Annotated in this window: 10 protein-coding genes and 1 tRNA gene; 6 read left to right on the top strand and 5 right to left on the bottom strand. The window is 50.3% G+C overall.

The window, feature by feature from the left end; all coding sequences use genetic code 11:
- Nucleotides 1-7: 7 nt before the first annotated feature.
- From IPF95_05780 to IPF95_05770, 3 genes are all read right to left on the bottom strand, one after another.
- A complete protein-coding gene (locus IPF95_05780; GenBank protein ID MBK6474204.1) occupies nt 8-949 on the bottom strand; it encodes a type IX secretion system membrane protein PorP/SprF in 942 nt (313 codons plus the stop codon).
- Nucleotides 946-1,944, bottom strand: a complete 999-nt coding sequence (locus IPF95_05775) for a gliding motility-associated C-terminal domain-containing protein (protein MBK6474203.1) — start codon at nt 1,942-1,944, stop codon at nt 946-948. Before IPF95_05775 ends, IPF95_05780 begins: the two co-directional genes overlap by 4 nt.
- A gap of 194 nt (nt 1,945-2,138) precedes the next feature.
- A tRNA-Arg gene (locus IPF95_05770) sits at nt 2,139-2,210 on the bottom strand.
- Between the two features lie 247 nt (nt 2,211-2,457).
- Between IPF95_05770 and IPF95_05765 the strand changes: the two genes are divergently transcribed.
- Complete coding sequence (locus IPF95_05765) at nt 2,458-3,405, top strand: hypothetical protein (protein ID MBK6474202.1); 948 nt, start codon at nt 2,458-2,460, stop codon at nt 3,403-3,405.
- A complete protein-coding gene (locus IPF95_05760) occupies nt 3,402-4,643 on the top strand; it encodes a glycosyltransferase family 4 protein (GenBank protein MBK6474201.1) in 1,242 nt (413 codons plus the stop codon). The genes IPF95_05765 and IPF95_05760 overlap by 4 nt, the downstream gene beginning before the upstream one ends.
- Here IPF95_05760 and metG read toward each other — a convergent pair.
- The gene (gene metG / locus IPF95_05755; GenBank protein ID MBK6474200.1) at nt 4,640-6,760 is read right to left on the bottom strand and encodes a methionine--tRNA ligase; all 2,121 of its coding nucleotides are present in this window, start codon (nt 6,758-6,760) and stop codon (nt 4,640-4,642) included. The genes IPF95_05760 and metG overlap by 4 nt on opposite strands.
- A 101-nt stretch (nt 6,761-6,861) precedes the next feature.
- On the opposite strand from metG, the gene IPF95_05750 reads away from it, so the two are divergent.
- Nucleotides 6,862-7,806: an LD-carboxypeptidase gene (locus IPF95_05750; GenBank protein ID MBK6474199.1), complete on the top strand. Its 945-nt coding sequence runs from the start codon at nt 6,862-6,864 to the stop codon at nt 7,804-7,806.
- A gap of 14 nt (nt 7,807-7,820) precedes the next feature.
- Here IPF95_05750 and IPF95_05745 read toward each other — a convergent pair whose 3' ends face one another.
- The gene (locus tag IPF95_05745) at nt 7,821-8,456 is read right to left on the bottom strand and encodes a DUF4412 domain-containing protein (protein ID MBK6474198.1); all 636 of its coding nucleotides are present in this window, start codon (nt 8,454-8,456) and stop codon (nt 7,821-7,823) included.
- Between the two features lie 106 nt (nt 8,457-8,562).
- Here IPF95_05745 and IPF95_05740 point away from each other — a divergent pair, with 106 nt between their 5' ends.
- The 3 genes from IPF95_05740 (at nt 8,563) to IPF95_05730 (ending at nt 12,961) form a co-directional block, all read left to right on the top strand.
- Nucleotides 8,563-8,943 carry a YraN family protein gene (locus tag IPF95_05740; protein ID MBK6474197.1) on the top strand — a complete coding sequence of 127 codons (381 nt, stop codon included), beginning with the start codon at nt 8,563-8,565 and terminating at the stop codon, nt 8,941-8,943.
- Nucleotides 8,927-10,252, top strand: coding sequence for a pseudouridine synthase (locus tag IPF95_05735; GenBank protein ID MBK6474196.1), 1,326 nt, complete (start codon nt 8,927-8,929; stop codon nt 10,250-10,252). Before IPF95_05740 ends, IPF95_05735 begins: the two co-directional genes overlap by 17 nt.
- 246 nt (nt 10,253-10,498) lie before the next feature.
- On the top strand, nt 10,499-12,961 hold the full coding sequence (locus IPF95_05730; GenBank protein ID MBK6474195.1) for a T9SS type A sorting domain-containing protein: 2,463 nt from the start codon (nt 10,499-10,501) through the stop codon (nt 12,959-12,961).
- The last annotated feature ends 97 nt before the right edge of the window (nt 12,962-13,058 follow it).

The raw sequence follows: 13,058 nt of genomic DNA, 5'->3' as shown, positions 1-13,058 counted from the left end.
TCTTTACCTAATCGAATGCAGGGCAGTTGATCATTCGTTTATCCTTACCTGCTTTCGAACAGGGCGTAACTCCCAGAATGATCTCGTGTGTATTGGAACTACCTTCACGCAATCGTGAAGTTGTAACATCATAACTATAACCGAGTTGGAAGAACTGCAGGAATCCTACCTTCATCATTAAGGTCAATGCATCTCCGTTCCTGTAACCAATACCCAAGGCGATGACCCTGTTCCACTCGATCATTGCGTTGACATCCAACGCTACCGGTGAACCTTCTGCTACCTTGAACATGGTGCTCGGTGTAAAGGACATCTTCGTACCCAGTTTGAATCGGTAGCCAGCACTGAGTTTGAAATGACGGGCCAATTTGGAACTCGTCCCGATGTTCTTGATCTTATTACCCAATGCTTGTTGCAATGCCAGTCCACCCCAGAATCGCTTTCCGTAAACCCAGATACCTGGTGAAATATCCGGGACGACCAGCGACGTGGCCTTACCGTCGAGTGCAGGATCTCCAGCATCGCTCAGGAACGCTTCGCCCACATCAAATTTCATTTGCTGCACTCCTGCGAACACGCCCAAGGCCATGTAGTAATCCTTCGACATTTGAATGTGGTAGGCATAGGCAAGAAGAAATCGGGTATACCCCCAATTTCCGGCTTGATCCGCTTCCACGAACATGCCAATGCCATGCTTGTTATTCTGGAATGGCTTGTTCTTACCTTTCAATGACGCATGCAAACTTGCCCATCCTGTGGTAGGCGCACCGGGGAGTCCTACCCATTGTTGCCGGAACCCTAATCTCACATCCAAACAATCCTTACTTCCCGCTACCGCCGGATTAATACTGAATTGATTGAACACGTATTGCGTGTATTGCGAAAGTTGTTGGGCACACCCCACTGTCCCAACAAGCATTACGATACACACTATCAAAGCACCCCTCATCGCACAATAGAGATAAAGCCCAGATACGGGTCACTCTGCCCTTGGAGTTGGTTCAGTCTGATGCTGTAGTAGTACGTACCCTCTGAAAGTTTTTTCCCCTTATTGGTGCCATCCCATGGCTCCCGGTACCCAATAGCCCTGTACACGATCTGGCCCCACCTGTCATGGATCACTACTTCAGCACCGGGGTAATCATTGATTCCCGGGATCTCCCAAGTATCATTGAAACCATCACCATTCGGAGTAAGGGTGTTCGGTGGTTCTATTAACCGAATGACATTCACCGTTACTTGGTCAACATAGGTACAACCGTTGGTCGTGGTGGTTACCGTATAGGTCGTTGAACCAGTAGGCGCTGCAATGGGGTTAGGGATATTGTTATCGCTCAAGCCCGTTGTCGGAGACCATATGAACGTACTTCCAGCTGGTCCGGTCGCATTCAATTGCGTGCTACCTCCCTGCCCGATCTCAACGTCTGAACCAGCCGAATAATCCACGCCAACGATATCCACACCGGGTCCGCTCACGTCGATGGTGAAATCACATTGGGCCGGAGTTGTTGCACCACCATTTGGGGCACCGGCAACGGTCAACCAATACTGTGTCGAAGGATTCAGTGCTTGGGTAGTGAATGAAAAATCCTGTGAATCCGAAACACATGGCGGCACTGCACTGAACGTGGAAAGTGTACACGATCCATCTCCGCTGAGGATCAGGGCGGTCAGCATATTGCCCATGTTGGCCACTTGCGGGCAGTCGATCCCAGTGATATCCACATCCAACACGCCACCAAGTGAGTTGGTCGTGAACGTATACCAGACCACATTATTCGTATTCGTGCATAGGCCAGGGATCCCCGGTGGTCCAGTATTGTTACCTCCCACAGGTTGTTGCCCACAAAGTGTTTGTGCCGTCGCGCAGCTATTGTTCGGCGGTTGCGCGAAAGCGGTTAAACCCGCTAATAGCAAACATGGAATGACAACGGCAATGCGCATGGAACAGAAAAAGGACGTTAGCCGCGTACACATACGGCAACGCCGAAGGTAGGATCTGACGCATGCATCTTTTCAGTGGGAACACGCTCATTTTCACACAAGAAGTTGTTAAGCGTGTAATGCTGACGGATCACTCCGGGAAGAGTATCGGCCAGCCAATGGAATGGAATGGTATGCAAGCCGTCCGAGACTAGTGACCCCACCAGGAGTCGAACCTGGATCTAGAGTTTAGGAAACTCCTATTCTATCCATTGAACTATGGGGCCTTTACCTCGCACGAATTGGACGAGCTAAAACGGGCGGCAAAAGTAGGGGAATAGCTGATAATCGGGGCAGACCCGAATCCATCCACAACCGATTGGTGGAACCTTGTCACCATTTTACCGTAACAAACGCAGGATTAAGTATGAACTTCGCAGACCACAGGAACGTAATTTCTTGTGGTTTCGATGGTCGGACCAATGCTCTCCACAGGTCTAATACTTAGTGTAGAACGAAATTGAGCAATACCATATGACCAAGAGCATGGATACAGCATCTTCACCGTTGGAGACGGCTGTGTTATTCCTGATATTCAATCGGCCGGATACTACGGATAAGGTCTTTGAGGCTATACGCAATGCACGTCCACCAAGGCTCTATATAGCAAGTGATGGTCCTCGACCAGGCAAAAAAGGCGAAGCCGAGTTGGTTGATGGTCTTCGAAGTTCGATCCTTGAAAAAGTGGATTGGCCGTGTGAGGTACACACGCTGTTCCGCGATACCAACCTTGGATGCAAACTAGCTGTTAGCGGTGCAATTACCTGGTTCTTCAGTAAAGAGGAGCAGGGGATCATTCTAGAGGATGATTGCTTGATAAGCCCAACCTTCTATCTGTTCTGCCAAACACTCTTGCAACGCTACGCGAACGACGAGAGCGTAGCAGGAATTACGGCCGATTTCCGACCACTGAAGAGCAAGAATGAACCGGACACGTTCGGTCGTATCGGGTATCCATTGATATGGGGCTGGGCCAGCTGGCGGCGAGTGTGGAAGAACTATGACCCGGATGTAAAGAAATGGACGGGTAACATCAATGATTTCCCACGTTTGGCCGTAAAGCCTTCAGCAACCCAGCAATACCTTAAAATGGTATTCGATGGTGTAAAAGAGGGACAGTTGGATACGTGGGACTTCCAATTCAACTTCATGTGCCAGTTGCACGAGCAGGATTTTCTATACCCTCACGTGAACATGATCACGAACATCGGATTTGCAGGAAATGCCACGCATACGGATAATCCGCACGACACCAATGCAATGCTTCCAAGGGCTGATGTGAAATTCCCATTGGCCCCTGAATTGCCGGGTAGAGCCTATGAGCATTGGTTGGATAAAAAAGTCTTCTCAGCAAAAAGCATCACTACAAAAGCGATGAACCGACTGTACCGATGGTCAATGGCCATGCGTTCGAATTCATGAACGTATTGATCATTAACTCTGCCGATCTCGAAGGAGGTGCAGCGCGTGCCGCGTTCCGCTTACATCAAGGCTTACGGCTTATTGGCGTTGGCTCCCAGCTAATGGTGCAAAGCAAAACAAGTGATGATCGATGGGTACAAGGTCCGGTAAGCACGTTCGATAAGGTAATGTCCAAAGTGCGTCCGAGCATTGACATTATACCCGTGAATCGTTACCCCGAGGGCAAAGGCAAGATCTTCTCACCAGCTTGGCTTCCCTTTTCCGGCATGGTGGATAAGATCAATGCGAGCGATGCCGATGTGGTGCATTTCCACTGGATAAACGGCGGCATGTTACGGATAGAGGATATTGCCAGGATCAACAAACCGATTGCTTGGTCCTTGCATGATATGTGGCCGTTCACTGGTGGATGCCACTACGATGGTGAGTGCGGACGGTATACGGATCGATGCGGCAAATGCCCTGTTCTGGGGTCGACCGATGAGAATGACCTGAGCCGAAAGATCTTCCGGCGCAAGGAAAAAACCTATGCGAACAAGAAATTGACGATCATTGGACTCAGTCGTTGGATGGCGGATTCTGCCCGTTCCAGTACACTATTGAAAGACCACAACGTGGTGAATTTGCCAAACCCGATAGACACAGAGGTCTTTAAACCGATCGATAAGCAATTCTGCAAACAGTTGCTTGGTCTTCCGGTAGATAAACCTGTGGTTCTTTTCGGAGCTGTTAATGCCACTGCGGATCCACGCAAAGGATTCATACATGTAAGTGAAGCACTTCGCAGATTACCTAAAGACAGCGTGGAACTTGCCGTATTCGGTGCGTCGCGCCCGGAACAACCACCCGATCTTGGGCATCCGATCCACTACTTGGGTCGCCTGCACGATGATACTACCTTGTGCATTCTATACAATGCCGCAGATGTGGTTATCGTACCTTCCTTACAAGAGAATTTGAGCAATACGATCGTGGAAAGTCTTGCGTGCGGAACACCGACTGTTGCGTTTGACATTGGCGGTAACAAGGACATGATCGATCACCATGTGAACGGAGCATTGGCCAAAGCCTTCGATGCCGATGACCTTGCTACCTGTATTCGTTGGGTGCTGGAAAACCCGGACCCTGCTGCTATTTCTGCCAATGCACGGCGCATTGCCATGGAAAGGTTCGAAATGGCAACCGTAGCACGTCGCTATGAAACATTGTACACCGAAATGATCGCGCGCGGCAACTAGCGGATCTCAGATCCGTTCGGAACCGGACTCCTGGGCTGCACGAACACTAATTTCCCTTGGGCATCTTCACCCATCAGCACCATTCCTTGGCTTTCGACACCGCGCATTTTCCGTGGGTCGAGATTGCAGAGAACGAGTACCTGCGAGCCAACGATCGCTTCTGGCTCAAAATGCTCTGCTATGCCACTAACGATGGTCCGTGGTGTAGGCTCACCCACTTCGATCGAGAGCTTCAGCAACTTATCTGCTTTCGGGATCTTCTCCGCTGCAATGATGGTACCTGCGCGCAGATCTAACTTGGTGAAGTCCTCGAACGTGATATTCGCTTTGGCTACAAGGGCTTTTTCCATAGGCGTTGGAACAGGATCTTTCGGTTCAGTATTCGCGGTGGCCATATTCGCTTCAGAGGTTGCGTGCAAACGCTCAACCTCCGCGGCGATCTCTTCATCCGTGATCGGTTTGAAAAGGTGTTCGGCCTTGGCCAATGGCATACCCGGCTTGATCAGGTCAGCACGCAACGCATCGTCCCACACTAGCTCCTTCAGCCCCAACATGGCGCGTAATTTTGCTGTGGTATGCGGAAGGAACGGCTCCAACACAACGCTTAACAAGCCGCAGATCCGTAAGCCATTGTACAGAACTGTTCGTGTGCGCTCAGGATCGGTCTTTTCCAATTTCCACGGCTCAGTTTCGGTCAAATAGCGATTCCCGATCCTTGCCGCGTGCATGGCACTGGCCAATGCTTCACGGAATCGGAACCGATCATTCTCTGCGGCAACTTTTTCTGGGATCACATTCAATTCGGCCCATAACTCAACATCTTGTTCTGGACCTGCACCAGGCTCTGGAGCCTTACCATCATAGTACTTATTGCACAACACAAAGATCCGCTGAACGAAATTCCCGAGTATCGCAACGAGTTCGTTGTTGTTCTTGTCCTGGAAGTCCTTCCATGTGAATTCCGCATCCTTGAACTCAGGCAGGATCGTCGCCAAGGCATAACGCATTTCATCCTGTCTATTCGGCCAACGTTCCAGATACTCGTGCAACCAGACCGCCCAATTCCGGCTCGTACTGATCTTCTGTCCTTCGAGGTTCAGGAATTCATTAGCGGGCACGTTCTGCGGAAGAATAAAACCACCGTGCAACTTCAGCAACATCGGGAAAATGATGCAGTGGAAAACGATATTGTCCTTTCCGATGAAGTGGATAAGTCGGGTATCATCTGCCTTCCACCACTTCTCCCACTCTCCCGCACCGGAACCCTGATCCAACGCCCATTGCTTCGTGGCGCTGATGTATCCGATCGGAGCATCCAACCATACATAAAGTACTTTACCGTCGGCTCCAGGCAATGGAACAGGCACGCCCCAATCCAGATCACGCGTCATGGCTCGTGGACGAAGGCCCTCCTTCAACCAACTATTGCATTGGCCAAGCACTTGCGGTTTCCATTCGCTCGCATCATGCTGTTGTACTGAATCCAGCATTCCTGTATTGATCCACTCTTCCATCCACTGCTGGCTACGCTCCATGGGCAAATACCAGTGCGTTGTTGGCTTCAGGATCGGTTTGGCTCCGCTCAACGTGCTACGTGGATCTTTTAATTCTTTCGGGCTAAGTGCGCTACCGCATTTCTCGCATTGATCACCATAGGCATTAGGATTCTCGCAATTAGGACAAGTGCCCATGATGTAGCGATCGGCCAAGAACTGGTTGGCCTCCGGATCGAAATATTGTTGTTCTTCTTTCTGTGTGAACACCCCGTTCTTTTCAAGTTCCAGAAAGAACGCTTGCGAAGTTTCCTTATGCAACTGACTGCTTGTTCTGTGGTAGATGTCGAAGTCTATCCCGAAGTCAGAGAACGCCTTCTGCATCATCGCGTGGTACTTGTCCACAATTTCTTGCGGTGTTGTACCCTCTTTGATCGCTCGGATAGTGATCGCTGCTCCGTGTTCATCGCTACCACAAACGAACAGAACTTCCTTGCCTTGCAACCGCAGGCAACGTGCATGAATATCGGCAGGCAGATAAGCACCAGCGATATGTCCAATATGCAAAGGCCCGTTCGCATATGGTAAAGCGGCGGTAAGGGTATAACGTGCTGGTTGTTTCACGGGGATCGATCTAAGAGCAAACGAATGTGGCGCAAAAGTAGGGCGCTGGTAATTGCGGGATCAATGCGGAATGATCTCGTTCGAAATGCGACCTTCGCTCCATGAATGTGATCACCCCAAAACCGTTGCGCAAAGGAGACCTCATTGCAATAATTCCTACTGCGCGTGCCATAAATGCTGAAGAATTGAAAGATGGTATTGCGTTGGCAGAAAGTTGGGGCTTGCGTGTAAGGCTGGGAGCGGGCATTGGGCGCAAGCATTTCCAGCAAGCCGGTACTGACAAAGAACGCGCTGCGGATCTGCAAGCAGTGATCAATGATCCTGAAGTACGTGCTATCTGGTGTGCGCGTGGCGGTTATGGCACCATACACCTTATGGACAAGGTGGATCTAAAACCGCTACTTAAGAATCCAAAATGGATAGTAGGGTTCAGCGATGTGACCGTGCTGCACAATGCCTTACACGATCTGGGTGTGGCAAGTCTTCACGCACAGATGCCGTTCATGATCGCGAAAAAGACCGAAGCCTGCCGAGAAACATTGCGTGCTGCGTTGTTCGGTGAGGCAGAAGAGATCAGTTACCAATTTGATACCGCTGGAACGAAAGATGCATTGACCCGCACAGGCGAAGCCACAGGTCAACTGGTAGGAGGCAACCTCAGCATTCTTTATGCATTAAGAGGTTCTCAACTCGATATCGATCCTGCGGGAAAGATCCTGTATTTGGAAGATCTGGATGAGCTCAATTACCATTTGGACCGCATGTTACAGAACCTGAAGTACAGTGGGTGGTTCAAGAACCTTGCAGGGCTGGTGATCGGCCACATGACGGACATGCACGACAAGAATGATGAAGACCCGTTCGGGCAAACGGCACATGCTATGATCAAAGCGGCCATGGGTGATGTGAACTATCCTGTTTGCTCCGGTTTTCCGGCAGGTCATGATGCGGACAACCGCGCAATTATCATGGGCCAAAAAGCAAAACTCAGCGTCACCAATGAAGGTGCAACGCTGAGTTTTATACTGAAAAGCTTAAAGGCTTAAGCGCGGTTACCGCACTAGTTGCGCTCGAACTTATTGTAACCGGCCGGGATCTCGAAAAGAGCGTCTTTCTGCGGACCTTTAGCAATGTTGGATACTTCCAAGCGGCCTACTTCGGCACCATCGATCTTCTGTTCCAGACCTACGATCGGAAAAACACCTTTTGAATCCGGGATCTCCAAGAAGAACACTGCTTGTTCATCCTTGCGATTCAACGTTTCCAAAAGTGGAATAAAGAAATCAAAGGCATCGGCAGCCACCCAATACGTGATCAGCCTGTCCTCCGCGTTGCTCTTCACGACCCACTTCTCGCACTTATAGTTGAGCATTTCTTTGGATTCGTTCGTTTTCGTGATGCTGGTCTCCACCTCCTTCGGCAAACGCATATTGGGAACGTCCATGAATAATTTGCGCTCGGGGCTCAGCGCCACCACGGTCTTATCATGTGTATCCACCAGCATGATACCTTGAACTTCCCCTTTGGAGCTGACCTCCTCGATCCGCACGTGATCACCTTTTACATAATACTTGTAACTGGTAACGACAGGACCGGATGTTTTCTTGAACTCAATGACACCCTCAAAGGATTGAGCTTGCGTCATGGTCGTGAATAGGCCAGCTACCAGCGCTAGATTTCGCAGTGATCGGATCATTGTGTTCTTTATGAGTGATGCCGGATGAACGGCCAACGAAAAGTTCCTCAATTTTAACCCTTGTAACGAGCCTTTTCACCGAAGGGTTACGATAACTTATCGACGAATGGCAGAGCATAACGTACTCGGGATCCAAGGAGAGCAACTCGCATGCCGATTTCTGGAACAGCGGGGATATGTGATCCTGGAGCGGAATTGGCATCATGCCAAGCACGAGTTGGATATTATAGCCCAGGACGGTAAGGAACTCGTGATCGTAGAGGTGAAAACCCGGAGCAGTGACAAACATGGTGAACCGGAAGATGCCGTAAAACCTGGGCAACGAAGTCGGATAGTAAAAGCCGCCAACGCCTACGTAATGGCAAGTAATTGTGAATTAGCGCTCCGATTCGACATCATTAGTGTGATCTTGCACCCGCTAGGCAAGCCATACATCCATCATATTGCCGATGCTTTTTACCCCAAATTGAATGACCGAACGCTCTAAAGGACCTCGTGGAAGAGGCCAGGATAAACGCACTTCAGCACCAAAAAGAAGCTCAGATCGTTCTGAAAAAGGGCAAGGAAGCGAACGTTCCGGACATCCGGATGAACGCGGCCCTCGCGGCGAGACCGACGATGACCGCTGGAAAAAGCGCAGTGGAGTTGGTCATCCAGGTGCGCGAAGCGAAGGTTCTAAGAATGACCGTAGTAATGATCGCGGTACCGGATCAAGTGGTCGAAGCGAAGACGGTAAGCCCAAAAGCAAAGCACGCCCAAAAAAGCGCACTGCGAGCGGTTCGGGTAAACGCGGGGCCAGCGCCGGTCGTGGAGAAGAAGGACCAGAAAGACCATCTGCACGAGCTGGCAAAAGGCCACCTGCATCAGGAAGGGCCCGCACGGGTGAAGCTCCCGGTAGTCGTGGTGGCGCACGCTCGCCCTCCGGAACGAAAGATGGCGAACATAGCGAACGCCCAGCTCCAAAGAAATTCAGTAAGGATAGATCACGCGCCACCCGTGATGCACGTACCGCCGGCCGAGGCTTAGGTCGTGGCCAGGACCGTAACAGCAAACGGGGCCGCATGGCGGAAGAAGGTAACGACGATGGCCTCATTCGTTTGAACCGTTATTTGGCACAAAGCGGCGTGGCAAGCCGCCGCGAAGCTGATGACCTGATCAAAGCAGGCGTGGTACAAGTGAACGGCGTAATTGTAACCGAACTTGGAACAAAGATCAGCCCCACCGACCGTGTGCATTACGGCGGGCAGCGCCTGACCACCGAGAAAAAACGCTACGTTCTACTGAACAAACCGAAGAACTTCATTACTACCACGGACGACCCACAGGACCGCCGCACCGTAATGGCACTGATTGACGATGCCTGCACGGAACGACTTTACCCAGTAGGTCGTTTGGATCGACACACGACCGGTGTGTTGCTCATGACCAACGATGGCGATCTGGCCAAAAAGCTCACGCATCCCAGCTTCGGAGCCGAAAAGATCTACTCCGCAACATTGGATCACCCAATGACCAAAGCCGACCTGGAACAACTGGTCATTGGTGTTGAGTTGGAAGATGGGCCTGCCGTAGCTGACGAAGCCAGTTTCGTACAAGGCAAACCCAAGAACGAGGTTGGGATCAAGATCCACATGGGTCGGAACCGAGTAGTACGCCGCATGTTCGAGGCACTAGGCTATGAAGTGCTGAAGCTGGACCGCGTAATGTTCGCTGGCCTAACGAAGAAGGATCTACCGCGCAGTAAGTGGCGTCATTTATCCGAGAAGGAAGTTCTGTTCTTGCGGAAGAGGAAGTGAGGAGGTGGATTTTCTAGTACGAGAATAACATGTAGGTCTTTTAGGTGATCTGCATTCGTTGCACTTTTTTTCTGGTGCACAACACCGAAGCTGACCGTTGTCCGGTTCTACAAAGCGGGTTCCGGACCAATTAATGCCGGTCCTCGTGTTCCGCATATTCTTGCGGTTTAGCCAGACTACTTTGGTAGCGATCGGAATCACAACGTTATGCGGTGATCATAGCTTCATTTCCTAAAACACTTTCCCATGTTAAGATCAATTCTACTCGCAATTGCATTCATTACCATAGGCGCCGATCTATACTCTCAAAGGGTCTTACCAGTTGGCGAAGGAACAGTTGGACAAGGCAGTGTGTATGATATGGTCGAATACAATGGCCAAGTTATTCTAGGCGGCCTCTTTGCCAGCTTTAATGGCCATGCACGTAAAAACCTACAAGGCTGGGATGGCGCAAACCATTTCGATTATCCGGGGGCTTTCGAAGCACCAACGAACCGGGTAAGCGCTCTGGAGATCTACAATGGCGATCTCATCGCAGGAGGTAATGAACCCATTTTGGGGAACATTGCGCGTTGGGATGGAAGCACATGGCACCCAATGGGTGCTGGGATCAACGGTACTGTAAAGGCTATCCATATATTCAACAATGAGCTATACGCGGCCGGCTCTGACGGTACGGTAAATACCTGGGACGGTTCGGTCTGGCAGCAGTTAGGCGATGCGTTCAACGGTTCAATTGAAGCAATTCAAGGGCACAATGGCGAATTGTATGTAGGTGGTGATTTCGATCAAAACGCAAGCAGCACAGTGGTAATTCGACGCTTGGCAAAGTGGAACGGAAGCTCTTGGGTAGAAGTAAACAATGGCCTGAACAATAGAGTGCAGAACATGCTCTCAACTTCTGACGGCTTGATCATCGTAGGATACTTCGACTCGCGCGGCGATGGGGTCCAGAATTTCCCGTCTTGGACCATTTTTAACGGGTCAAACTTCAACGAACCAACATTCACAGTACGCAATAATCTCATTGGCATCGAGTCGGTATGTGCTCATCCCCAAGGTGGTTTCATCCTCGGCGGCTATGGGCCATATTCAATGTGGGTCAATGGCAGCGAAACGCTCGATATTCACTTCAACTGGCTTCGCAATATTATCCAGTACAACGGGAAGCTTTTTGTTTGTGGGTCTAGCGGTACGTCATATAATGTGATACGGGGGTTAGGTCATTTAGTAGAAGGCACCGAGTACGCATTGTTGGATGCTGGAAGCAATAGCGCCGCGATAACGCCGACCTCATCCATGTTTCATGACATTTACCGCAGCTTACCAGGATTCGAGGCACCTAAAGGTGACAATACGTTTACGATCAGTTTAACCTCGCCATGGTTGATCGGAAAGAATATGGATACTCTTCACAGTTCTGTGCCAATATATAACGTGAACGACCCTCCGTCCGCAGGTCCTAATGCGAATGTCATGAACAGCGACTATTACGAACGATACTACCAGGTCTGGAAGTTGGATCGAGATATGATCAGCCATCACGCACTGCACTGGAACGATGCCGGCTACACAGCACCTTATGTCATTTCCTCATGGCCCGGCAATGGTGATATGAGCAATGGGGAACCTGCACAGATCGCACCATACGCAGACTTGAACAGCAATGGGCTTTATGAACCAAGCACAGGGGAATTCCCCCTGATCCGTGGCGACCAAGCCATCTATTACATCCAACATACAGTGCAAGAGTCTTGGAACCAACATCCAACGATGAAATTGGACCTGAACATTATGAGTTATGCTTTCAATGACCCGATCGAAACTGACCTCTACTCAACTGTGTTCTGCAACTTCAACATCGTTAATCGCGGCAGCGATAATTATACGGATGCCCGTTTCGGAATTTTCGCGGATCTGGATATTGGTTATTCAGAAGATGATGTTGTGGAGTGTGATTCTGCACTAAACCTTTTCTTTGCTTATAACAGATATGACATTGACCTAGGGGCGTCTTTTACTGATGCTTATGGATCTTTCCTACCCGCACAAGGGGTTCAGTTTCTTAACGAACCCATGACAGCTCACTCCTCCTATAGAAGCGGTCCACTTAATGTGGAAGACCTCATGAGCGGCACGTTCAACGGCGCACCATACATGAACTTGGAGTATCCCACACATTTCCAATTTCCGGGTGGTGCATGGACTGATACGGTTAACAGCGTGCCGACTAGCACCCTGAATCGCATGACTATAGGCTCGATAGGCCCATTCACCTACAACTCCGGCGATACCATCTGCGTGGACGTGGCCTACCCCTATGCCATGTCTGCAAGTGGGAACCGACTGGAGAGTGTGACCGACCTTAAAGCGCGAGCCCAAGCCTTGAGGGCATGGTACGCCACGCAAGATTTTGCATGCGGTTATTATCCGGATAATATCACCCAAGTAGCCACTTTGGACGCATCGACTTTCGCGCTCTATCCGAATCCAACGAGTGGAGAAGTAACGCTAACGGGGTATCCTGCTAAAGAAAGTCTGGCCATAACCGTTCACAATGTGCTCGGGGCAGTCGTTCAGCAACAAACATGGCCCGCTGCCAAACCACAATTCACCCTAAGTACGGATGGATGGAACGATGGCATTTACATTCTTTCCATAGCCGGCAAGGATAGAACAACTGCACTGCGCCTAGTTGTGTCACACTAAAACGTTGGTCGCAATAGTCTTGGATAAGGTGGCTTTCTAGCAAGGACAACACGGTGCGCAAGCCCGCTGTGAGCAAGGCGTCGAAAATTTTCTTCAC

This window comes from Flavobacteriales bacterium, assembly GCA_016704485.1.
Lineage (GTDB): Bacteria > Bacteroidota > Bacteroidia > Flavobacteriales_F > PHOS-HE28 > PHOS-HE28.
This window is presented reverse-complemented; position numbering and strand designations above follow the sequence as displayed.